The organism is Flavobacterium sp. WG21, from assembly GCF_000335775.1.
GTDB lineage: Bacteria > Bacteroidota > Bacteroidia > Flavobacteriales > Flavobacteriaceae > Flavobacterium > Flavobacterium tructae.
The window spans coordinates 112,519-136,684 of the sequence record NZ_AMYW01000001.1 but is presented as its reverse complement, the minus strand read 5'-3'; the positions used below and the strand labels follow the sequence as shown (position 1 = coordinate 136,684).

The following is a 24,166-nucleotide window of genomic DNA, read 5'->3' as shown; positions in this document are numbered from 1 at the left end:
AAACCTTTTTTATATAAATAAACCGGACAGGTTTTAAAGCCTGTCCGGTTTGAAAGTATAATAATTTTACCCTTTTAAATAAACAATCAATCTAACTCGTCCAGCAACTCCTGAACATCGTCATAGTTTTCATAATCCTGAGAAATGGTCTGCAGAATTTCTCTGCAGGCATTGTAATCTTTCTGTTTTAATTTGGACAGTGCCAGATTCCATTTGGCTTTTTCTTTGTAAGCTGAAGTACCTGATTTTAGTTCATTAAAAACTGCTTCTGCTTCTTTATAATCACTTTCTTCCAGTAAAGAAACCCCATAAAAATATTGTATTTCAGGTGTTTTATTCTCTTTTAAAATTTCCTCAAAAAACGGAATTGCGAGTTCATAATTCTTTTCGTTGAATGCTTTTTCCGCTTGTTTTAAAGTTTCGTCTGCATCCCCACGTTCGACGAAAGAAGCGGTTTCGGGATGATTAAAATCTTCAAAATCAGGATTCTGATTGTAATCAAAAAAGAACAGTCCGAATAAAATAACAATCGATGCCGCTGCTGCGAAATACCAAGGTCGCATTTGAACCACTTTAGGCTTGTTGGCATTAAAATGTTTCTCTGAAATCTCCGTCAGATTTGCCGTAAAGGCTTCTCTCTCTCTTTCGTGTTCAAATTTACTTTTGAGCTGTAACTGCACTTCTTTGAAAGTTTCAAAGGCTGAAGCCAGTTCATGATCCTCAGACAATTGTTTCTCAAAACTATTTTTTTCCTCAACAGTCATTTCTCCCTGAAGATATTGATCGAATAATATGTAACGTTCTTCGTTCATGACTAATTATTTTTTAACGATTTAAAATTCCCGGCTTCCTGAATCCACTGTGTCAATTGCCCTACGCACAACGATTTTTTCTTACGAACATACCCATAAGTCACGTTGAGTTTCGCTGCTACTTCTTCCATCGTTTTGGTGGTGAAACTTAGTTTTAACAACTCCTGACATTTGTCTCCTAATTTTTGAAACATGGCATCAAAGAGCTGCTGTCTTTCATCAAATTCTTCGGTTTGACCAATTAATTCAAGAGCAGATTCATTCATAGATACCGCATCCTCATTAATTGTTACCCCTTTATTGGCTGTTTTTTTAAGTTCGTTGAGCCATTTCCTTTTACACAATAAAAAAAAGTAAGCGTCAAAAGGACAAGTCAGTTGCAGTGTCTTCGCTTTGGCCTGATTAAAAAGTAAAATCATGACTTCCTGAACCACATCCTGAGCATGTTCTTTATCTCCCGAATTGTTCATAACAAACATGACCACCTTGGGAACGAATTTCTTGTAAATGCTTTGAATAACTGCAGAGTTATTTGCAGCAATGCCATCAATATACATTTGATCGGGATGAATTTTATTCTTAACCATAAAGAATCATTTTGTAGCTAATTTAAAAAACAATTGGAAATAAATTTCATGTCATAAGGTAACAATTAACAAATCAAGTTGATGTAATAGTAAAGAACTTCTAAAATAGTCTTAGAGAAGAGCCTAAAAACCATCAAAAATCAGGAAAATGGAAACCTATCAATTTGTAAACGAAAAGAGTTTGGATCAATTTCATCAGATGATTTCTGCCAAAACACGAAATGGATTTGTGGTTGTGGAGCATAATGAAAAGCTCCCGTATGTGGTTTTATCCAAAAAACCAAAAGCAATCAACCATCCGTTGCACCTCTTTCTGACCTGTATCACATTCGGACTCTGGGTTACAGTATGGATCTATTTTTCAATAACGCTTTCACGAAAGACAAGCATTCTTGTTGCTGTAGATGAAGACGGCAATTTATTTGAAGACAGGTGTCTTTCAGAATAAACTCAGAAAAAACAAAAACAGGGGGTAACAATATCAAACCCAAATTGATATAGCAATATAATTAACAACCGAAATCTGAAAACCACCTGATCATCAGGACAGATTTATAAAAAACTAGAAATCATGAACACACATTTTAAAAAAATCGGACTTTTATTTTTACTGGCAATGGGTTTTGTAAGCTGCGACAATAGCGACAGCGACGATGCTCTTATTTTGCCACCCTCGGCTTCTGCTTTTAAAAGCATAAGTGAACAAGGGGTGAAGAAAAACACACAGAACTTTTCCATCACTGCCGGAACCGGTGTGGTAACTTTAACTTCGGCTAAAGGAGTAAAATTAAGCATCAACGGGGATTGTCTTACCAAAAATGGAGTTGCAGTAACGGGGGCAGTTGCAATTGAGTACATCGAACTTTTTGACAAAGGGAACATGTTGGTTACCAACAAACCTACTATGGGGGTTATGCCTGACGGAAAGAAAAACTTATTGATTTCCGGTGGAGAATTTTTCATCAGAGCTACTCAGGGTGGTGTTGAACTTAAAAGTTCCTGTTCAATGAATTTAATTGTGCCTGCGGCTTTAACAGATGGTGTCGACAATGCCATGACTTTATGGGTCGGTAAGATTGATGAGAAAGGGGAACTGGCATGGGAACAACCTAAACCAAATGCTGACGGAACCGGTGGTAAAGGCGGCGTTCAGGGTGAAGGAACCAATTACTTTGTGACTTTTGGTAATTTTGGCTGGACAAACGTTGACCGTTTTTACAGTGACCCAAGACCAAAAACTACTCTTTTGGTTGATGCTCCTGACGGTTACGACAATAATAATAGCGCAGTTTATTTGTCTTATGATGGCGAAGGCACTAATGCGCTTGCAAAATTAGATACTTATACTCCTGCCGGATTGTTTAGCGAGCACTACGGACAAATTCCAATTGGCTTAAAATGTCATGTGATTTTTGTAACCGAAGACAATGGCCAATGGCGATATGCAATTAAAGCGGTAACTGTTGCTGCAAATGATGTGTACACCTTTACACTGGGGGAAACAACAGTGGGAACTGAAGCACAATTAGTAGCCGCAATCAATGCTATTCAGTAAGTTACAAAATACTTTTTAAGAAAAAGTGATGATTTGCTCATCACTTTTTTTTACATTTAATCCAGTTTTCAAATCAATTCTGATGCTTTTCAGAAGCTAATCCTGCTGTCCGCTGTATCTTTTGTCCCGAACCCCGTGACAAAAGGATGCCGCTCCCATCAGGGCTAAAAACCTCTAGTTATGAAACCACTATCGTCTATTTTATTGATGCTATTTTCTATTCTTGCAATGGGACAAACGAAGGTAAAAGACACCATAACCCGAAGGGCCAATATTGTTTTCATTCAGAACGGAAATGCGGTTACGTATAAACCCGAAACTCCGCCTTTAATTCCTATTGCCGGTGCCCCCAAACCCAGTTATTCTTATTTGTGGGAACTCGGTGACGGACATTACAGCAAGGAAGCCGAACTAAAACATGTCTACAAAAACAAAGGAACCTACACTACCAGACTTGCCGTAACCAACAATTACGACAATGGAAAACCTCCGGCAACACGCCCGAAAAAAGTAGCCGTAAATGACCTTACTGACACCAATTATAAAGATATTGCTTCTATAGCCGATCAAAACGGATTGGCGATTTTAAAAAACTGTGACCCGATTCCGGAACAGGAAATGGTAGTCGTAGTGAGTTATCAGAACATGGAAAATTATGTTTCCAGCGGAAAACTGTATTTATTTTATAACGAAAAGCAATTTAAGAATAATAATTTCGAACTGGTTGATTACAGAACCCACGCCAGCGAGCGTGAAGTAAAGGAAAAAACCGTGGCTTCTGTAGACGATCTGGACGATTCTAAAAACTATGTTGCTTCGGCTGAAAACTCTTTTAAAGCCAAAAAATACAGGAATACAACCAGCGAAGAAGACCTGGATGCTTCCTTACTCGACGCCCATAAAACCTATCATAATGTTTCGGTTTTAGAGTTTGACGATGCCAATCCTAATGAAACCCGAAATGTTTTTTATACTTTTAAAACGACTCCCGAAATGATCAAAGATACTAGCGCAACGGTTACCATGCGCGGTATTTTTGTTCCGAACCGAAGTTATAAAAACCACAAAATCAAAAATCTGGAAATGGAAATCGTAACGTCTCACGATCCTAACAAAATGGGATCCAACGGGCGTTTTATGAATTACAGACTGGTTCGTTTTAAAAGAGTAAATTTTAAAACACGTTTTCAAAACAACGGTGAAGGTCCTGCCCGAATGATTAGACTTGAAACTGATATTCCGGATATGTTCGACAAAAAAACCTTCCAAATTGAAGACATGTACCCCAAATGTCCCATCTGTCCAAAAAATGAAGTTCCAACGACAAGCTGCCTGGATACCATTATCAAAAAGAATCAAATCTTTTTTACCTTCAAAAACATTTACTTACCCGGAAGCGAACAGAAAAATGTACATGAAAAAGACAGTACAAAAGGTTTTGTAAAGTACTCAATGAAGTTTGGTGAGGATTTTCATAAAGTAAAAACCCGAAGCCGAACTGCTATTATTTTTGATAAAAACGAGCCCATCATTACCAACTATGCCACAACCCGATTCCTTCCCGGAATTTCAATTGGAGCAAAAGCCGGTTATAATTTGTATCCTGATCTGGAAAAATCGACGAGTTATTTTGTGGGTGCCACTATTTCGCCTTTTAAATCGTATCGTTTTTACTGGCAGGCAGAATGGATTAATGCCCTGAACAAATACGAAAGCGGCCTAACAGTGATCGATCAGACTGTGGCTGGTGCCAATGGCGTGAAGCAATTACAACGTACCACCACAACAACCGAAAACAAAAATGTAAACTGGGAAATCCCGGTCCTGATTCGCTATAACCTTAACAATTATATAGGAGTCGGAGCCGGAATTCAGGCCAATTTTGATATCTCATCAGAACAAAATCAAATCCAAAAAATTGAAAACTTTGAAGGTGGAACAGATCAGTTTTTAATCAGTACCCGAACGCAGTCCAATTCGATAAAGAACGGTTTTGGGAATTTAAAAACGGGCGTTTTGTTTGATTTAACAGCCGGATTTGCGAGAATCGGACCCAGTTTTGGAGCCCGCTATGTCATTAACTTTGAGCAGAATTTCAACTATTTTCAGTTTTACGGGATTTGGAAGTTTTAAATGTTTTTCGTTCGTCACTGAATGTCACCCTGAGCGAAGTCGAAGGCTTCCTGACAATAAAGGTCTTCGACTTCGCTCAGACGGACAATCGTAGTATTACATCTATTATATGAACTTATATCGCTTATATGTTTCAATCTTCCTTTTTTTCAATCTGAATGTTTTAGGACAGAATCAGGAAGATCAAATATATACCGCAATTGACTCTTTTATTGCTCACCCTTCCCCCAAAGCGCTACAAGATCTCACTAATACAGAATCTGTTTTCTGGAAAAATCCGAAGCCAAAAACCAAAGGAGAATTACTGGCGATTGTAGTTTTAAACTGCAATAAAGCGTATTATGAAAATCAATTTGGGAAAGCCGAAAAGGCCATTGCGAATTATGAAAAAGCCTGGCAAATTTATCAAAAAAACAAACTTTCAAATTACGATATTATCGAATACTGCCTGAAACCCTTAGGCAATTTGTATACTGTTTTGGGGGATTACGACAGCGCAGAAAACACCATAAAACAGTATTTCTTTATTGTCAACACTGCTCCAAATTATCCGGATGCCCAAAAGCAAAAATTTGCTGCAATTCTAAATTTATCCAATGTCTATCAGAGCTCAGGTAAATTCAATCTGGCCATTGATTTATTGGAACAAATCCTAAAAACGGAGAAACTGTCTAATGCTCAGAAAGGAATCGCACTAAATAATCTGGGGAACAATTACCTGCTGAGTTCCACTGAAAATTTAATGCGTCCTGAGACGTATCAAAAAATTGAAAACACTTTTAAGTCGTCTGTAAATTATCTGAAAAACGAGAAAAACCAATCCGAGACTTTGTCTAATTCTTACCGGAATCTGGCGATGCTAAATCGGCAAAGACATCAATTTGAAGCATCCAATTCTTATTTAGCGAAAGCAGAAAAGCTTCTACTGGAAACGCCTCAAATACAAGCCCGAAAAATAGCAAAGCTGTACTATGAAAAAGCCTCATTACTTTTTGAAGAAGGAAAATATGCTGAAAGTACCGAACAGCTTAAAGCCGTTTTTAAACTTTTAATCGCAAATTATGCGCCTCAGAATGTTCTTCCAAATCAAAATCAATTGTATGCCGAAACGGTTTTAATTGATGCACTTGATTTACAGGCTCAGCTTTTCCTGAGTCAAAATCAGCTTAAAAAAGCATTGGAATCTTACGAACTTTCGCTTCATATCGAAGAAGTATTGATGAACATTACTCTTTACGAAAACTCCAAGATAATCAGTCAGATTCGTTCCCGAAATCGTACCGAAAAATGTCTTTTGATTTATGATCGTTTGTTTCAAAAGGAAAACAAAACAGAATATCTGGAAAGCGCTTTTCAATTGGCCGAAAAAACAAAATCAGGGGTTTTAAAAAGTTATCAATCGAATATCAAAAAGGCAACTACAGAAGAGAAATCACTTTTAGTGCAGCTTCAAAATTTAAACAATGTTATTGTAAAAGAACAGCAAAAGGGCAGTCTGGCTAATATTGCAAACATCAACCAAGCAATCAAAAAACAGAACGAAGTTATGCTCTCCCTAAAGCAAATTCGATCTAAAAACCCGGATTTACTTCCTGAAATCAGTGACTTAAAGACCTTGTTTTCGAAATTGGAAAAAGACAAAGCGGTGATGGTGTACTACTTTATGGGAGCTGAAAATTTGTATTATTTCACCTTGCAGAACAACCGAATCAGTCTCCATCACCTCGATACGGCACATACAGCCATGTTGAATATTATAAAATTTATAAACTATTTTAATACCTCAGCCGCTATTACAAACGATATTTCGGGATACAACTATTATGGCAAAAAAATATACGATTTATTGCAAATGCCACGAAATACTATTTACCAAAACCTCATCATTGTTCCCGATGGCATTTTAAACTTCTTGCCTTTTGAGGCCTTGATTACCAAGGACTCAAAAACCACCAATTTTGCCAAGATGCATTATTTACTGAATGATTTCAGGATTGCTTATGCTACTTCAGCAAACCTGTATCTGAACCCTAACCCGGTTTCAAATTCAGAAAATACTATTTTGGGTGTTTTTCCGGTTTTTGAAAATACTTCTTTTGAATTACGTTATTCTAAAAAGGAACTAGAGGCTATCAGAAGTAATTTTAAGGGAAAATATCTGGAAAATTCAGAGGCTACATTTTCTAATTTTAAGAATGATGCGAACCATTATTCGATTTTACACTTGAGCACTCACGCTTCTTCAGGTGATATTGAAACTCCTGCGAGCATTAAATTTTACGATCAGGAAATTTTATATTCTGAATTATACAATCTGAATGTCAATCCTGATTTAGTAGTTCTGAGCGCCTGCGAAACCGGAATCGGTAAATTGTACAAAGGCGAAGGTGCCATGAGTGTGGCCAGAGGATTTCAATTTGCAGGAGCTCAGAATTTATTGTTTTCGTTATGGAAAGTCAATGATTATACGACCTCTGTTTTTATGACCGATTTTTATGAAAACATCAAAAAAGGGGAATCCTATGCGGAGGCCAATACGAATGCAAAACGTGCTTTTTTACAGGACAAGTCCATTTCGAATGCTAAAAAATCTCCGTATTACTGGAGTTCTTTTGTATACTATGGTGCTATCCAAACAGAGAAACAATCGACAAATTATATCTTTTATATCATTAGTTTATTGGGAGTAATTGGTTTATTTTTGGTTTTCAATCATAATCGAAAATGGAAAATCTTCACGAGGTTCTCAAAAAAGAGAAATACAGAAAAATAAAATTCAAGGTTACCAAAACGCAGCATTTATTGATTAAGGCAAAAATCAACGATGTTTCAGGAAATTTTATTTTAGATACCGGTGCCTCTAATTCCTGTGTAGGGTTTGAAAGTATTGAACGTTTTGAACTGACAGCAAAAAAGTCTAAAACCAAAGCTTCGGGTGCCGGAGGAACGGGTATGTTAACCCAAATTTCAAAGCACAATCGCCTACAGCTTGGAAGTTGGAAAAACCACGATTTTAGTCTGGTTATTTTTGATCTCTCTCATGTCAATGAGGCTCTGGAGTCTTACAAAGCAAAACCGGTTCATGGTATTATTGGTGCCGACGTTTTACTTGAAGGCAAAGCAATTATCGATTATTACAATCATTATTTGTATTTAAAATAATCGATTACAAATTTTAAATTCCAAATCTCAATACCGGGGTTTTAATCTGTTTTTTTGTATATATTTGTTTGCCTATTTTAACAAACCGATACGTATGAAAAAAACTCTACTTTTTTTTATTTTACTGTTTTCTAATTATTTTTATGCTCAGGTCAGTGATATCGAGCATTGTTACGGGGATACCCGGTTTAACTTAACGCTCAATCAATCTGCTTTACTTGGTAACTTAAATCCGGTAGAAACTACGCTTAGTTATCATCTTAGCGCTCAGGATGCTGCGGCTAATACAAACGCAATTGCACAGCCAGCCTCCTACAATAGTACGGCACCGTCTACGACTATTTATGCCAGAATAGACAATAAAGGAACGGTTACAACAAACTATTTTAATCTAAAAATATACGATCAGATCAATTTTACACCTCTTACAATACCCGCAAGTTGTAAAGGACAAAATAACGGTATTTTAACTGTAGCTCCGTCAGGAGGCAAAACACCTTATGCTTATAGTCTGGATGGAAGACCTTTTACCGTTTATAATGGTAATCCCATAGGTACTTTTACTGACTTGTCAGCAGGTACACATACCATTGCTGTAAAAGATGCTATAGGCTGTCAATCGATGCTTTATACTTTTCAGATAACCGAACCTTCTGCTTTGACAGTAAAACTATTTACTGAAAATCAAACGGTAGTGGTTAGTGCCTCAGGAGGAACATCGCCTTATCAATATTCTTCGGACGGAATCAATTATCAAACGAGTTATGTTTTTTCAAATATGCCTGTCGGATCCTACACTTTTAGCGTAAAAGATGCTCAGGGTTGTGTAGCATCAGAATCGGTGAATGTTTATTATCCACTGACTTTGGGAACCCAGATATTAAAACCTATTGACTGTATTGAGAAGGCTAGAGTTAGTGTTTTTGCAGCCGGAGGAAGTGCTCCGTACGTTTACGCAGTCAATAAAGGTCCTTATCAACCTATGAATGTTTTTTCGAACCTTGCTGCAGGAGATTATGTTTTTGAAGTAAAGGATGTCCAAAATGTGGTACGTTATGCTAATGTCACGATAGCCGAACTTGTACCTCTTTCCATAACAACAGCAAAAACAGATGCTACAACCAACGATGATAATGACGGTACTATAACCGTAACGGCCAATGGAGCGCTTAAACCTTATACGTATACCCTAACCGATAATGCCGGTAATCCTCTTAAACCTTACCAATCATCAAATGTTTTCCAAGGTTTGAAATCAGGAACTTATGGTGTCCTGGTGAACGATGCCACTAATTGTAATGCATCGCAAACCAATATTTCTATTCTTAAAAAAACCACGCCTTTATCAGCAGTCTTAGACATATCTCCGGTTACATGTTCTATGTCAACCGGAACTATAACAGTGAATGCTTCGGGAGGTTCAGCTCCTTATCAGTATTCCATAGATAACGGAAATACTTATAGCAATTCTAATGTGTTTTCTAATTTAAATGCAGGGACTTACAATGTAAAAGTTCTTGATGCACAAAACGCTGTAGTTATTACAACTGCAACTATAGATCCAATAACAATACCCGTAATAAACACAACTTATAAAAGTATATTGTGTCATGGAGATTCTAATGGTTCCATATTAGTGGGGACCAATAACGGAAAATCGCCTATTCTTTTTTCAATAAACGGAGGGCCTTATTCTTCTAATAACCTTTTTGAAAATTTAACAGCAGGGAATTATGTTTTATCTGCAAAAGATTCAAACGGTTGTATTGTTTCGACAACAGTAGTATTAGAAGATCCTACTCCGATAACTGCCGAAATTACCTATTATTACAGAACTGTAACCGTTAATGCAAGTGGAGGTTATGGAAAATATCAATACGCCCTTGATGGAGGTAGTTATCAGGATTCGAGAATTTTTGGAATGGTAACTTATGGTAATCACACTATTTCTATAAAAGACCCTAATAAATGTACGGTAAGTATTCCTATAACAGTAGTAGAGCCTACCCCGCTTGTTTCGTCTTATGTAGTCGACAAAGGTACCGTTACGATTACTACCAGTGGGGGTATCACACCTTATAGTTATAGACTTCAAAAGTCGACCGGATCTCCATTAACGACAACTCAGTCCAATGTATTTACAAACCTGATCAATGGTTCTTACGACATAATAGTATCAGACGCACAAGGCGGTCAGGTGCTGTTCTCTAATATCATTATTTCTGAATCGGCTCCATTTACTGCAGTAGCTACTTCAACTCCAATCACCTGTACGGATTTAAAAAGTACAATAACGGTAACACCAACCGGAGGCTCCGCTCCTTATCAGTATTCTATGTCGAATCCGGAGAATTTTGTAAATTCAAATGTCTTTTCTAATTTAAATGCCGGGAGTTATCTGGTAACCGTTCGGGATTCAAATAATTTTCGAACTACTGCTTCGATTACAATTTCAAGCGCAAAACCGGTATTGGCTTCAGCACAGATTATCTCAGCAATAAGTTGTAATGGTTCCAGTGAAGGTGTAGTAAAAGTAAATGTAACTCAGGGACAGGCCCCCTATACCTACGCTCTTGATAATGATCCATTACAAACTGATGATACTTTTAGGAATGTTAGTCCGGGAACTCACACCCTACGTGTTTTAGATAAAAATGGCTGTCAGGCTACTGTATCTGTCACATTATCAGAACCTACTTTAATACAAGCAACACTTGCTGTTAATGGTAACTCGATTACTGCATTCGCAACAGGTGGAACACCGCCTTACAGGTACTCTTTAGAAAGTAATCATGTAGTTGTGGTAGATCTTCAGAACTCTAATACTTTTAATAATCTTCCTGTAGGAATTTATACGGTTCGAACTATAGATGCAAACGGATGTTATTTTCAATCAGATTATTTAGAAATTTCTCCGGCTCCTGTTCTTCTCGCTTCAGCTGTAATAACTCCTATAACTTGTGAAAACACTAATGGAACAATTACGGTTACTGCAACTGGAGGTTTGGCTCCTTATGAATATTCCATAGACAACGGGAATAGTTATACTTCCTCAAATGTGTTTCCTAATCTTGTAGCCGGAAGTTATCTGATAAAAGTTAAAGATTCTCAAGCCACTACAGCTGCCATAACTGCTGTTATAACTGCCTTAAATCCTTTAACTGCCACAGCAACTATTACCAAAACAATAGATTGCATTAGTAATGGTACTATAAATGTTGTCGCTTCAGGAGGTAACGGATCTTATCAATATTCGATAGACAATGGAGTTACCTATACTTCCAATCCTGTTTTTACTAATTTAATTGCAGGGACTTACTCTGTTCTGGTAAAAGATGCTCTAAATTGTACTGCACTTGTAAATGCTATAACGCTGGAACAGCCTGTTCTTTTAACAGCGACTGTCGCTCATACGCCAATTACAAATTGCTCTTCCCCTGTAAGTGAAGTAATCATTAATGCTGTTGGCGGTACAGTTCCGTATCAGTATTCCTTAAACGGTCTTCCTTTTCAATCTAGTTCTTTCTATACAGGTATAAATCCCGGAAATTATATTCTGGAAGTCAGAGATGTAAACGGATGCAGCTTCAGTACAGTATTCACTATAGTGCCACCAGTTTCTTTCGTGGCAACTGTAGCCATTAATCAGGCTCAAAATTGTAATGATTTTGATATCGCAACCATTACAGCAATCGGAGGACAACCGCCTTACACCTATTCTCTTAATGAATCTAATACATTTTCAGCAGCGAATACCTTCACTTTAGCTCCCGGAACATATACCTTAAAGGCCAAAGACAGTAATGGCTGTATCGCAACAGTAAACGCTACGATAGCCCCCCGTACTACTCCTGAAAGTACATTAATTATTACAAATGCAACAACCGCAACCAGTAATGACGGAGCTCTAATCGTAAATGCGATCAGAGGAACAGCTCCTTATACTTACACCCTTTTGAACAGCAATAATACAATCATAGTTCCGGCGCAAAGCGCAAATACCTTTAATAATCTGGCTCCCGGAACCTATAGTGTGATTGTTAAAGATGCTAAAGGCTGTTCTTCAATACAAACACAACTAACTATTTTGGCTCCTAATCCGCTTTCAGCTGTAGCTACTGTTATTCAGCCAGATTGTAATAATCCAATGGGAACAATAACCGTAACGGCATCGGGAGGCATCTTTCCTTATCAATATTCAATGGATAATGGTGTAACTTATAACCATTCCAATACTTTTACAGTTTCTCCGGGCAGCTATAGCATAAAAGTGCGTGATGCTAATAATGCTATATATACTTTTGTAACCACGATTGTAGCTCCAAATCCATTACACCTTACCGCTGTAGTTACTTCCTCAGTATCCTGCGTTTCAAACGGAGCAATCATGGCAAATGCTATAGGTGGACAAGCACCGTATACTTATTCCATAAATGGAAGTCCTTACCAAGCCAGTAATAACTTTGTGAATTTAAATGCCGGTGTTTATACCATAACCGTAAGAGATACTAATAATTGTACCGTAACAACCACTTTAATGTTGCAAGCACCAATTCCTATAGCGGTTTCAGCAACTGTCTACAATCAAAATATAACGGTTACAGCAACCGGTGGCACTGCTCCGTATCAATATTCACTAGATTTAAATACTTTTCAGTCAAGCAATACTTTTACAGTTTTCAACTACGGGATATATCAGGTAGCTGCAAGAGACGCTATGGGATGTATTGCATTAATTCATGTTACCATAGATCCTCCTGCACCTTTAATAGGCGGTAAAAAAACAATAACAATCGATTTTAAATCTGGCCAAACTTTAGGAGATCTTGTTATCGAAGGTCAGAACATAAAATGGTACAGCACTAAAGGCCTTTCAACAGGTAAAACGAGTAAAGCTTCAGAAACTCCTTTGCCATTGACCACTGTTTTAGTTGACGGAGTTACGTATTATGCCTCTCAAACCATAGATGGAATCGAAAGTACAGAACGTCTTGCGGTTACGGCAAAAGTAAACGGATCGCTTTCAACACCTGATTTTGCGCTACCGGATTTCAGATTTTATCCAAACCCTGTTCAGCACAACTTATCGATACAGAACAGTTCGGCTATTGATGAGATTGAATTAATCTCGGTTTCTGGAAAGACTATTTTAACGAAGAGAATAAACCATACACAATCTGAAATTGATTTATCGAATGTAGCTGCAGGGTTCTATTTCCTTAAAGTAAAAGCTGAAGGACAAATCAAAACTGTTAAAATAGTGAAGAAATAAAGTCACAAAAAGTTTAATACTTTTATAAAACAAAAGGAGACTGTCTGATTTTAGACCGTCTCCTTTTTTAATTGAGTTAATTGTATGACTAAGAATTCGCCCCTGGATTTGGAATAATACATCCTGCCCAATTGAAGGCTCCGTTAGCAATATTGTTGTACGTTACATAAAAGAAACCGCTGCGTCCCCATCCAGGTCCCCATGAATTTTGTACTTTAAAAAGTCCTGTAGCATCATCATATCCTACGATACAAACACAGTGACCTCCTTGTCTGCTGCCGTAAAGACTGGACCAAACATGGTTATTATTTCGGATATCATAAAAACTCTGATTGACATCAAAACACACTGCAACGGCATAATTTTGATTCAGATAATACTTGATATCAGCTGTACTTCTTGGATTCACATTAAACCATCCTCCCGTTTTTCTGGCGGCAGCCCATGTTTTTTGCTGCGCTGAAGGCTGAGTATTACATCCTCCGGCAATGTAAGGCATTTGAGCCTCTGAACATTCTCCCTGATTTTTGATCAAATTCATGGCATCATTCGGGTAAGAACCTGCTCCGCAATTCCCCAGTTTTATCTGATTGTAAATATAGGCTGCACTTCTTGAAGCCCCGCTCCAATTGCTTTGATGTACTGAATTATTAAGATATCTGGCGATACTGTGTGCCGCATAACCCACTCCCCAGCCAACGCAGGAACCTTCGCTTCCCTGATCTCCAACCGGTGGAGTCGGTAAGTTTTTTGCGGCCGCAACTTTAGCAGTCAAAGACATTTTTTGGGTGCTTGTCACTAAATCTGGTCGTAATTCAGCAATTCTCGCACGATAATCAACGGGAGTTAAAAATTCAATACTCTTTAAATAGGCATCCGGCATCTGAGCAAGTCCGTATCTTCCTTTGTCTAAAAGATCGACATTACCGTCCATTAATTTGTCCTGAGCAACGGCATCAGCCTGGTCATTTCCTTTTTCACAAGAGTACAAGGCAAGCAATGCCAGCAGTACAAGTGCCAGTTTTTTAATCGAAAATTTGGTAAATAGTTTTTTCATAATTCTTTTGGGTTTTGTTGTTAATTTTTAATTTGTTAAATTATTTAACGAATTTATTATTAATTTTAGCAGAACATTAACACTAAAAAGATCACAACAATAACTTATCTTACACACAAATCTATAATCAGGATTTAATTAACAGGAATTGTATTTAATTATCGTCAAAACGAACGTCAATTATTAAAAAATTCGCCTATGGAAATCATAATAGAAAAATTAATAAAGGGCATACAATCACATCCAATCATACAAAACAGTACACTCTCCGGTGTTACAGAATGGAAAAGAGCGCACTACATTATCCTTTCGGAAATAATCTCTGATGTTTTAGAGAAATCGGAATTTATGCAGGGCTCCAAAAGAAATGAGCTTGGATGTTCGATCTCGAGCATGACCTTGCAAAGGATTTTCACCAATGACTCTTCTAAAACCAAAAACTCTGATTTGCGGTTTTTAAAGAGTCTGGACAAACTGGCTATCTTTATCGGCTATCCTTCTTTAAACCATTTTCTGAATGATGAAGCGACAGACGCTGTAAAAACTTTAGAGTCTGAAAATAAAATAGAATCGGGTGCCTTTTTTGAAAAACTGATTAGCGATTATTGTCAGGAAGAGTTTAATTCTTTACAAAAATTACCTGTCGTTAGTATGGATGGATTATGCTATTTTGTATTCAAAGAAGGACCTTTCGCAAAAAGGATTAAGGATCTTTTTGAAAATTATTCGACTTTAAAATATCATTTAAACTGTGAAGATAACCGGTCTAATTTTGAGCTTTATGATTTTAAGATTTCAAGTATCGAAGAAAATATCGCTATTCTTACGGTGAAGGAGTTTTGGAATCTGGAGTGGAAAAACGAAAATGACGTTACTACAATTGTACTAAATAAGGTGAACAGACAGACTTATTTCATCAAAAAAAGAGACGATGTCTGGAAAATATGGGACAACTACAACCCTGATTATAACGAGATCTCAACAAAAATACACTCGGCTATAGAAAGCCAGCACATCAAAAAAGTTCTTATTTAACAAAATGCATAATTTTAAGCTGTTAAAAGTATTTATTTTTAACACATAGAAATCAATTCTATATGAATCACAACCCACAACTTATCTAAATTTAAACCATAAAAAAATCCCAAACTCCTTTCGGAATTTGGGATTTTATTTTTACCAGTTCCTCCCGAAGTGTCGGGATTGAAATTTGGAATTTCTTTATTGAGATTTTAAATCTTAATGAGTATGTTTAGGATTAAAACCATCTTCGCTTAATTCTGTTGGTGTATAATCCGCGAACATTTCAGCTTCGTAGTTGATTTTTTCTCCTTTAGAGAATTTATGAATAATTTTCTCCATGATATTATAGATAACCGGAACCACAATTAAGGTAAGGAATAAAGACGAAATTAATCCTCCGATAATTACCCATGCCAAACCGTTTTTCCACTCAGCTCCTGCTCCAGATGCTAATGCAATTGGGAACATACCGAATACCATCGCAATAGTTGTCATCAAAATTGGACGCAAACGAGCGTGGTTGGCCTGGATTAATGCGGTACGAATAGATTCCCCTGCTGCTCTTCTCTGGTTCGTATAATCGACCAACATAATCGCATTCTTACACACCAGACCGATCAACATGATGATCCCCAGAATCGTAAAGATGTTCAATGAGTTGTTGGTCAAAGCCAAGGCTAACATCGCACCAATAAACGAAAGCGGGATAGCAAATAATACTACGAACGGGTGAACAAAACTGTCATAAAGTCCAACCATTACCAGGTAAACCAAGATAATAGCAGCCAATAAAGCAATTCCTAAAGTACCAAATCCTTCTGATTGGTTCTCCTGGTCACCACCCCAGATGTAGTTTACACCGGCTGGTTTTTTCAGTTTGTCTAATTTCACTTGCCATTGCTGAACAATTGTTCCTGATGGCACCCCAACGTTTTGTCCTTTTACCGTTACCGAAGCCGATTTATCTCTTCGCTCTAACTGGCTAGGTCCTGAACCTTCTGTAATATCTGCAAATTGAGACAATTTAATTTGTTGACCTGCTGCATTAATAAAAATCAGGTTGCTAACGTCAGTAATACTTTTTCTGTCGAATGCATTGTATCTAATGTTGATATCATATTCGTATTCACCAGCTCTGTATTTACCGTCTGTATTTCCACTAAAAGCAGTCTGCATGGTTAAACCAACGGTTTGAAGTGTTAGCCCTAATGCTGCCATTTTATCACGATCTACTTTAACATTGATCTCCGGATTTCCGTCCTCAACCGTTAATTTAATCTCTGTTGTTCCCGGAATCGTGCGTAATTCTGCTTCTGCCAATTTAGCAAATGCCATAGCACTTTCTGTTGACGGACCTGTTACGATCAATCCTAATGTAGCATCTTCGGCTGTTCCTAAGATACCTACCGGAACGGTTTTTACTTTAGCACCAACTAATACTTTTTCTAACTTTCGTTTGATTTTTGCTGCGTAAACGTTAGCATCATCCGTACGGTCTTTTTGCTCGATCATTTTTACGTCGATCTCCGCTTTGTAAGCCGTTGCCTGCGATGCTCCAAAACCCTCACTGGTTTGTCCTACTGTTGTAATCTGACTGTGAACATATTCTTGTGCTTTCAAATAAGCTTCTGCTTTCTGGGTCATGAAGTTGGTTTGCTCTAACGAAGCGTCTTTCGGCATTTCGATTTGAACTAAAAACTCCCCACTATCAGAAGAAGCAAAGAACTCTCCTCCGATGAAACCTCCAGCCATTAAACCAATTGTTGAAGCAAAGAACAATACAATTACTACTGCAAATGTTTTAATATAATGATCCAGACACCAGGTTAATAAATGAGAAACCCAGTCCGTAAAACGTGTTAAATAACTTTCGAAACCAAGAATAATTCTTCCAAATAAATTCTTTCCTTCAATATGTTCTAATTTACCATAACGAGAAGACAACCAAGGAATGATGGTAAAAGAAGCTAAAAGCGACAACATCGTTGAAATAATTACCGTCACACAAAATTGTGTAATAATATTAGAAACTAATCCGGAGCTCATCGCAATTGGAAGGAATACCACCACAATTACCAAAGTAATCGAAGTTACAGTTCCACCAATTTCTGCGGTTCCGTCATACGAAGCACGAATTCGGCTTTTACCCATTTCCATGTGTCTGTAGATGTTCTCCAGTACCACAATCGCATCATCCACCAGAATACCAACTACAAGAGATAACCCTAATAAACTCATTAAGTTCAGGGTGTATCCCATTAAATAAATACCGATAAAAGTAGCAATCAAAGAGGCCGGAATCGACACCATTACAATCAGCGAGTTTCTGATACTATGAAGGAAGAACAACATTACGAAAGCTACCAGAACTACCGCAATTAATAAATCGTGTACTACAGAGTCTGCCGCCTCTAAAGTAAAAACGGTACTATCCTTTGCTACTTCCAGTTTTAACTGGTTTGCTTTATAATCTTTTTCAAGAGTCGCAATTGTCTTTAATAAATGCTCACTTACCGCAACCGCATTCGCATCTGATTGCTTTACAATTTGCAAAACGATCGCACTTTTCTGATCTACACGTGATATTTTTTCAGCGATCTTTTGAGTATCCTGAACATCCGCAATATCTTTCAAACGAACCTGAATTCCGTTTTGAGAAGAAACTACCAGGTTTCTTAATTCTTCAACACTTTTATATTTACCTGCTAAACGAATTAATATTTTTTGATCACGAGTCTGGATATTCCCTGTTGGGAAATCCAGATTCGAAGTCAAAATGTTTTGTTGTACCTGTGGAACAGATAATCCGTACCCCTGCATTTTTAAGGCATCAAGGTTTACCTGAATTTCACGCTCTGAACCACCAATAATATTTACCTGCGCCACACCTTGCACACGGGATAAGATAGGAGCAATTTTTTTATCAATTAAGTCATAAAATTCTGCCTCGTCCATTTTTCCGTTGGCACCAAGCGTCATGATTGGTAAATCACTTAGCGAGAATTTGGTTAGTGCCGGTGTTTTTACGTCTTCCGGTAAATCACTAATAATCGCGTTTATTTTTCGCTGTGCATCATTCAGAGAAAAATCGACTTTTGCTTCAGATGTTAGAGTAATCGAAACGATAGATAAACTCTCATACGATTTCGAGTCAATTTTCTTAACATTCTCTAAGGATGCGATCGCATCTTCAATTTTCTTGGTTACTGTGTTTTCTACCTCACTTGGAGAAGCTCCCGGATATATGGTAGAAATGGTAATAACGTTTTGTTCAAATTTCGGGATCAGCTCATAACCTAACTGGCTGTAGCTGAACAGTCCACCTAATGTTAGAATTGTAAAGAGTACAATTACCAACGACGGACGTGTGATGGATATTTCGGCTAATTTCATATATGTTATTTTAGGCTGTAGGCTATACGCTGTAGGCTTTAGGCTCTTATTAAAGGCTTAAAGCTTACGGCGTAAGGCTTAAAGCGGTACAATTATTTAATAATTTCTACTGTGTTACCGTCTTGCAGATTGATTTGACCCGTTACAATTACAGTTTCTCCATCAGTTAATCCGTTGATGATTTCTACTTTATCACCCAAAATTCTTCCGGCAGTTACTTTTCTTAATTTTGCAATACCTTTTTCTACTACGAAAATTTGGTTACTGCTCACACTTCCTACGAATGCATTTCTAGGTACAACCATAAGGTTTTGTTTTTGTTGTTTCGATGCAAAGTTTGCCGTTCCGTACATACCTGCTTTCAGGTCGTTGTTTACGTTATTTGTAATTTCGATTTCAACGGGGAAGTTCAAAGATTCATCCGCTTTTGCAGCAATGAAAGTAATTTTTCCAGAGAAATTTTTATCCGGATAAACACTTGCAGTTACGTTAATATGATCTCCTGTTTTTAAACTCGCTACCTGATTTTCGTTTACGGTAACTACTAATTTTAATTTAGAAACGTTAACAATATCAAACAATGCTGTTGCAGGCATTCCGGTTAAGATAGATCCCGGCTCGATGTATTTTTTATTGATAAAACCGCTAATTGGAGCTTTTACTCTGGTATCACCAACATTGATTTTTGCTTGTGTCAAATGAGATTGTGCATTGGTTAAAGCTAATTTTGCCTGGTCAACTTGCTGCTTGGTAACTCCTCCGGTTTTATAAGCATTCTCATATCTCATGTAATCTGATTTTGCATTTTGATAAGCCGCTTCTGCAGTCTGAGCATCAACATTAATAACGTCTCCTCTCATTGTTAATAACGTTTGACCAACTCTTACATAGTCTCCTTCTTTAGCCAGAACACTGATTACTTTTCCTGATTTCTCAGCAGAAAATGTCAATTGCTGGGTTGGTTGGAAGTTTCCGTTTGCTACGAAATCAAGTGAAACTTCTTCTGTTTTAACCGGAGATACTTTTACGGAAACTGCAGCATTTTTCTCTGCTACGATATCTGTCTTTTCCTTGTTCTCTTTCTTATTTTTATTTAAGATATATCCAATCACGCCCAGAGATGCGATTATGATTACGATTGTTATAATAGTTTTCTTCATTGTACTTCTAGTTATTTAATAAGAGTTTTAAGTTCGCCTTTTGATTTGATTAATGCTACTTCGGCAATTTTATAATTTAAAATGGCTCTGGTATAATTATTTTGTGCTTCAAGAGAGGCATTTTCTGCATCTAACAAGTCAGTTAAAGAGGCCAATCCCTGAAGGTAATTGTTTTTTGTATTGCTTAAGATTTCTGTCGCTAAGCGCATATTCTCTTTTTGATTGGTGATCGTCACCAGGTTATTATCGATTTGTGCCATCGCATTTTTATAGTCCAGATCAAGCGAAAGTTTGGTATCCTTGATATCTTCCTCAAGTGATCTTAGCTCAACATCGGCCTGTCTTACTTTTGCACGAGTTCCGAATCCTGTAAAGATTGGTACATGTAAGTTTAAGGCAATTGCAGAGAAATCGGACCAATAAACTCCCTGAGAAGGTTTTGCAAACCAAGGCATTTGAGGGCCCTGTCCGATGTAGTTATAACCGGCAGTCAGAGAAAGTGTTGGGTAATATCCTGCTTCAACGGCTTTTTTATTGAATACTAAAAGTTCTTGTTGTTTTTTCAAAAGCAGGTACTCTGTTCTGTTTGCCGTATTTGGCTGTTCCGTTAAGGCAGCAGGAACCACTTCAAATTCTTCTTTTGGCATATCAATTTGAGTTTCTATTGGCATTCCCATATAAAACTTCAAAGCATTTTCCTCCAGAGTAATCTGATTCTTAATTTGTTGGCGTTCTGTATCAATGTTTGACATTTTCACGATGATACGATCTAAATCAATCTTTTTAGCCAAACCATTGTCAAACTGTCCTTTTACGATATCACGAACTTTAGTCGTGTTAACATAATTACTGTCTAACAAAGTCAGTCTTTCTTTTTGTACATAAACAGAGTAGTAGTTATTGGCAACTCTTTCAATTACTTGCTCTTCTGTCAACTGATTGTTGATCTGATAGAATTCACGGGTAGATCTTGCGGCTCTTAATCCGGTAAAAACGGACTGATCAAAAATGGCCTGTGTTAAAGAAACTCCGGCAGTCGAAACCCATTTTTGACCAAATGCTGCCTGAATCGTAGTTCCCGGTGCACCAAATCCTGCACCATCAATTACAGTTGTCTGAATGATCGGATTGTGTGTTAAATTTCCATTTGCCGAAATTTGAGGCAAAGCTCTTGAGCGTATTTCCTGTATTTTGTATTCACTGTTTTCAACCTGAAGTTTCGCCTTTTTAGCATCGGCTTTATTTTGAAGCGCATAAGTAAGCGCGTCTTTTAAGGTTAAACGTGTGACTTGTGCACTGGCTGACAGGCCTATTGTACACAAAAAAATGAGAACTATTCGTTTCATATGCTGTTAGATATTTGTTTGTGTTGATGATTTAAAAAATCATACTATTATTGATTGATGATTATACTCTGATTTTCTTAAGTTGCTTTTCCAATTCCACTATTCCTTTTTCTGTAGCCATAGCTCTGGTGTGATATTCCAGTGCTTCCAGTTCTATTTTTTGTGCTTCACTTTCCGAAACGGTAGTCTCGTTGATGTGAAAAATTAGTGTATAATAAAATTTCACATAAACGTCTACATTCAGGTCTTCACGATAAAGCCCCTCACTAATTCCTTTTTCAATATTCTTTCTGAACCAATGGCTGCACAAATCAATCTCCTGGCACAATATATTTTGATAAATATCCGGATAATGTTTTTTTAGCTGATAAATGGGCGAAGTATCGATGTTGTTTTTAAACATGTCTCTGAACATTTCTCTGATTTCAAAATTTTCATGAATAGAATTGTAATTTTTCGCTACAATAGTGTCAATTATTTCGTGTACCTGTTTATGAACCAATGAGGTACTTTCCTCAATCAGGACTTCTTTATTACAGAAATATTTGTAGATCGTTTTTTTCGAAATACACATTTCTCCTGCTATGTCGTCCATTGTGACACTTTTAAATCCAAGTTTTAAAAACAGCTCGCTTGCTTTTGCTATGATTTTCTCTTTCATTTTAATTTTCAAATTGCATTACAAATATACTGAGGAAACTAAACTCACGAAAATAGTTTCCGTAATATTTGTAATAATTTTACATTAATTTACTTCATTCTGTAAGATTTATATGCTAAACTCTAAATTTGCAATAAGCTTAATGTCTTTTCCTAAAGCCAATCCTCCATTATGACTGAACGAATTATAATCTAAACCAAAATCCTGACGCTTAATGTCTCCTTTGATTTCAAAAGCAACTTTCTTCTCACCATTGTACGTATTAACCCCTATAAACTCGGCATCAAGTTCCACTACTTTGGTAACATCTTTAATCGTTAAGTCACCTTTGAAAAAATTAATATTGTTGTTTACTTTTTGAAACGAAGTCGATTTGAAACTAATAATCGGATGTTCGTTTACATCAAACAAATCCTGAAGTTGTAAATAAGTATCAATTTGCTGAAAATTATCAATCTTGTTGTTAATGTCAAGCGAAAACTCAACCGATGCATCTTCTACTTCATTGTCTTCAATATTCACATAACCACCAAATTTATTTGTAGTTCCTCCCATGTAAGCAATAATCGAATGTCTCATTTTAATCAAAACATCTGATTGGCTAGAATCTAAGGTCCATGTTGTTTTCATAAATTACTGTTTTTACTGAGGTTATACATTTCTCAATTCTACAAGGAAACTATTTTAGTGTTTCAAGTTTCCTGTTCGACGGTGCAAATATAGACAGGAAACTCTGAATACCAAAAAAGTTTCCAAGTTTTTTTGAAAATAATTTTAAAACAAACCCAAAACCGCCTTCGACTCCGCTCAGGTTAACAAACACAATCATGACATGAATGTCAGGTTGAACGAAGTTGAAGCCTCCCGCACTTACAACCAAAACCCATTATCAAATTATCAAATTACCTCCATTATCTAATTCCTCCACCATCTTTTAAAATTTTAAAAACGCAATAATTCATAATGAATCGTATCTTTGGACCTCGCAAATCAGAATTTCATTTTATGCACGATATTAGTCAGTACCAGGATTTTTTTATTCATTATTTAAAAAATCAAAGCATACAAAAAGAACCCAAAAATCTTTACGCACCTATTGAATACATTCTGGGCCTCGGCGGAAAACGAATTCGTCCTGTACTTACTTTGATGGCTGCAGAAGTTTTTAATACTCCTTATACAACAGCACTTCCGGCTGCAATGGCTGTGGAAGTTTTTCATAATTTCTCGCTTGTACATGACGATATTATGGATGATGCGCCTTTGAGAAGAGGGCAGGAAACTGTTCATGAAAAATGGGACCTCAACACCGGAATTTTGTCCGGTGATGCCATGCTTATTCTGGCGTATCAGTATTTTGAGCAATACGAACCAATTGTTTTCAGGAACTTAGCAAAACTATTCAGCAAAACGGCTCTTGAAGTTTGTGAAGGGCAACAATGGGATGTTGACTTTGAACAAAGAAATGATGTTACGATTCCGGAATACCTAAAAATGATCGAATATAAAACGGCTGTTCTGGTTGCTGCTGCCATGAAAATGGGAGCCATCGTAGCCAAAACATCTGAAAAAGAAGGTGATTTAATTTATGATTTTGGATTGAATTTAGGGCTTGCTTTCCAGCTTCAGGATGATTATCTGGACGCTTTTGGAGATCCAGAAACTTTCGGAAAACAAGTGGGCGGAGACATTATTGAAAACAAAAAAACGTATTTATACCTCAAAGCAAGAGAATTTTCTTCTCCTGAAAAAGCTTCAGAATTAGAGCAATTATTCAGTTTACAATTAGAAGACAATACAGCTAAAATAGCTACTGCAAAAAACATTTTTAATGAATCCGGTGCTTCAAAAGCCACTCAGGATGCCATTGAAATGTATACTTTTAAAGCTTTTGAAACGCTGGATAAAATGGATCTTAACGCTGAAAAGAAAAACATACTGCGTACTTTCGGGGAAAACTTAATGGGGAGAAAGGTCTAGGCTTCGACTTCGCTCAGCCTGACAT

The 24,166-nt window shown here is 37.0% G+C and carries 16 protein-coding genes; 8 read left to right on the top strand and 8 right to left on the bottom strand.

The features are described 5' to 3' along the window. Window positions 1-86 precede the first annotated feature (86 nt). Both C245_RS0100580 and C245_RS0100575 read right to left on the bottom strand, forming a co-directional pair. On the bottom strand, window positions 87-812 hold the full coding sequence (locus tag C245_RS0100580) for a tol-pal system YbgF family protein (RefSeq protein ID WP_017494643.1): 726 nt from the start codon (window positions 810-812) through the stop codon (window positions 87-89). A gap of 2 nt (window positions 813-814) precedes the next feature. After that, window positions 815-1,399: an RNA polymerase sigma factor gene (locus tag C245_RS0100575; RefSeq protein ID WP_017494642.1), complete on the bottom strand. Its 585-nt coding sequence runs from the start codon at window positions 1,397-1,399 to the stop codon at window positions 815-817. A gap of 148 nt (window positions 1,400-1,547) precedes the next feature. Between C245_RS0100575 and C245_RS0100570 the strand changes: the two genes are divergently transcribed. The 6 genes from C245_RS0100570 (at window position 1,548) to C245_RS0100545 (ending at window position 13,521) form a co-directional block, all read left to right on the top strand. After that, window positions 1,548-1,847, top strand: a complete 300-nt coding sequence (locus tag C245_RS0100570; RefSeq protein ID WP_017494641.1) for a hypothetical protein — start codon at window positions 1,548-1,550, stop codon at window positions 1,845-1,847. A gap of 123 nt (window positions 1,848-1,970) precedes the next feature. Further along, window positions 1,971-2,954, top strand: coding sequence for a hypothetical protein (locus C245_RS0100565; RefSeq protein WP_017494640.1), 984 nt, complete (start codon window positions 1,971-1,973; stop codon window positions 2,952-2,954). A gap of 180 nt (window positions 2,955-3,134) precedes the next feature. Then, window positions 3,135-5,087: a PKD domain-containing protein gene (locus tag C245_RS0100560; protein ID WP_026109779.1), complete on the top strand. Its 1,953-nt coding sequence runs from the start codon at window positions 3,135-3,137 to the stop codon at window positions 5,085-5,087. Window positions 5,088-5,196: 109 nt separating this feature from the next. Next, the gene (locus C245_RS0100555) at window positions 5,197-7,860 is read left to right on the top strand and encodes a CHAT domain-containing protein (protein WP_017494638.1); all 2,664 of its coding nucleotides are present in this window, start codon (window positions 5,197-5,199) and stop codon (window positions 7,858-7,860) included. Beyond that, window positions 7,812-8,249 carry a retropepsin-like aspartic protease gene (locus tag C245_RS0100550; RefSeq protein WP_017494637.1) on the top strand — a complete coding sequence of 146 codons (438 nt, stop codon included), beginning with the start codon at window positions 7,812-7,814 and terminating at the stop codon, window positions 8,247-8,249. Before C245_RS0100555 ends, C245_RS0100550 begins: the two co-directional genes overlap by 49 nt. A gap of 94 nt (window positions 8,250-8,343) precedes the next feature. Then, window positions 8,344-13,521, top strand: a complete 5,178-nt coding sequence (locus C245_RS0100545) for a T9SS type A sorting domain-containing protein (protein ID WP_017494636.1) — start codon at window positions 8,344-8,346, stop codon at window positions 13,519-13,521. Window positions 13,522-13,609: 88 nt separating this feature from the next. Here the strand turns inward: C245_RS0100545 and C245_RS0100540 are convergent, their stop codons facing one another. Then, window positions 13,610-14,578, bottom strand: a complete 969-nt coding sequence (locus C245_RS0100540) for a C1 family peptidase (protein WP_017494635.1) — start codon at window positions 14,576-14,578, stop codon at window positions 13,610-13,612. A gap of 198 nt (window positions 14,579-14,776) precedes the next feature. Between C245_RS0100540 and C245_RS0100535 the strand changes: the two genes are divergently transcribed. After that, a complete protein-coding gene (locus tag C245_RS0100535) occupies window positions 14,777-15,613 on the top strand; it encodes a hypothetical protein (RefSeq protein WP_017494634.1) in 837 nt (278 codons plus the stop codon). A gap of 204 nt (window positions 15,614-15,817) precedes the next feature. On the opposite strand, the gene C245_RS0100530 is transcribed toward C245_RS0100535, so the two are convergent. The 5 genes from C245_RS0100530 to C245_RS0100510 all read right to left on the bottom strand — a co-directional run bounded on the left by C245_RS0100530 (window position 15,818) and on the right by C245_RS0100510 (window position 22,791). Next, the gene (locus tag C245_RS0100530; RefSeq protein WP_017494633.1) at window positions 15,818-18,994 is read right to left on the bottom strand and encodes an efflux RND transporter permease subunit; all 3,177 of its coding nucleotides are present in this window, start codon (window positions 18,992-18,994) and stop codon (window positions 15,818-15,820) included. A gap of 92 nt (window positions 18,995-19,086) precedes the next feature. Further along, window positions 19,087-20,154, bottom strand: a complete 1,068-nt coding sequence (locus C245_RS0100525; RefSeq protein WP_017494632.1) for an efflux RND transporter periplasmic adaptor subunit — start codon at window positions 20,152-20,154, stop codon at window positions 19,087-19,089. 11 nt (window positions 20,155-20,165) lie between these two features. Next, window positions 20,166-21,500 (bottom strand): TolC family protein, encoded by a 1,335-nt coding sequence (locus C245_RS0100520; protein WP_017494631.1) that lies wholly within the window; start codon window positions 21,498-21,500, stop codon window positions 20,166-20,168. Between the two features lie 61 nt (window positions 21,501-21,561). Further along, a complete protein-coding gene (locus C245_RS0100515; protein WP_017494630.1) occupies window positions 21,562-22,161 on the bottom strand; it encodes a TetR/AcrR family transcriptional regulator in 600 nt (199 codons plus the stop codon). A gap of 108 nt (window positions 22,162-22,269) precedes the next feature. Next, on the bottom strand, window positions 22,270-22,791 hold the full coding sequence (locus C245_RS0100510; RefSeq protein WP_017494629.1) for a YceI family protein: 522 nt from the start codon (window positions 22,789-22,791) through the stop codon (window positions 22,270-22,272). Between the two features lie 375 nt (window positions 22,792-23,166). On the opposite strand from C245_RS0100510, the gene C245_RS0100500 reads away from it, so the two are divergent. After that, the gene (locus C245_RS0100500) at window positions 23,167-24,141 is read left to right on the top strand and encodes a polyprenyl synthetase family protein (RefSeq protein ID WP_026109778.1); all 975 of its coding nucleotides are present in this window, start codon (window positions 23,167-23,169) and stop codon (window positions 24,139-24,141) included. The last annotated feature ends 25 nt before the right edge of the window (window positions 24,142-24,166 follow it).

What these genes read in the sequence shown, in the direction of transcription:
- C245_RS0100530 (WP_017494633.1), bottom strand. Translation starts at nt 18,994, where the DNA reads ATGAAATTAGCCGAAATATCCATCACACGTCCGTCGTTGGTAATTGTA.
- C245_RS0100555 (WP_017494638.1), top strand. Translation starts at nt 5,197, where the DNA reads ATGAACTTATATCGCTTATATGTTTCAATCTTCCTTTTTTTCAATCTG.
- C245_RS0100520 (WP_017494631.1), bottom strand. Translation starts at nt 21,500, where the DNA reads ATGAAACGAATAGTTCTCATTTTTTTGTGTACAATAGGCCTGTCAGCC.
- C245_RS0100580 (WP_017494643.1), bottom strand. Translation starts at nt 812, where the DNA reads ATGAACGAAGAACGTTACATATTATTCGATCAATATCTTCAGGGAGAA.
- C245_RS0100560 (WP_026109779.1), top strand. Translation starts at nt 3,135, where the DNA reads ATGAAACCACTATCGTCTATTTTATTGATGCTATTTTCTATTCTTGCA.
- C245_RS0100540 (WP_017494635.1), bottom strand. Translation starts at nt 14,578, where the DNA reads ATGAAAAAACTATTTACCAAATTTTCGATTAAAAAACTGGCACTTGTA.
- C245_RS0100500 (WP_026109778.1), top strand. Translation starts at nt 23,167, where the DNA reads ATGCACGATATTAGTCAGTACCAGGATTTTTTTATTCATTATTTAAAA.
- C245_RS0100550 (WP_017494637.1), top strand. Translation starts at nt 7,812, where the DNA reads ATGGAAAATCTTCACGAGGTTCTCAAAAAAGAGAAATACAGAAAAATA.
- C245_RS0100510 (WP_017494629.1), bottom strand. Translation starts at nt 22,791, where the DNA reads ATGAAAACAACATGGACCTTAGATTCTAGCCAATCAGATGTTTTGATT.
- C245_RS0100545 (WP_017494636.1), top strand. Translation starts at nt 8,344, where the DNA reads ATGAAAAAAACTCTACTTTTTTTTATTTTACTGTTTTCTAATTATTTT.
- C245_RS0100570 (WP_017494641.1), top strand. Translation starts at nt 1,548, where the DNA reads ATGGAAACCTATCAATTTGTAAACGAAAAGAGTTTGGATCAATTTCAT.
- C245_RS0100565 (WP_017494640.1), top strand. Translation starts at nt 1,971, where the DNA reads ATGAACACACATTTTAAAAAAATCGGACTTTTATTTTTACTGGCAATG.
- C245_RS0100515 (WP_017494630.1), bottom strand. Translation starts at nt 22,161, where the DNA reads ATGAAAGAGAAAATCATAGCAAAAGCAAGCGAGCTGTTTTTAAAACTT.
- C245_RS0100535 (WP_017494634.1), top strand. Translation starts at nt 14,777, where the DNA reads ATGGAAATCATAATAGAAAAATTAATAAAGGGCATACAATCACATCCA.
- C245_RS0100575 (WP_017494642.1), bottom strand. Translation starts at nt 1,399, where the DNA reads ATGGTTAAGAATAAAATTCATCCCGATCAAATGTATATTGATGGCATT.
- C245_RS0100525 (WP_017494632.1), bottom strand. Translation starts at nt 20,154, where the DNA reads ATGAAGAAAACTATTATAACAATCGTAATCATAATCGCATCTCTGGGC.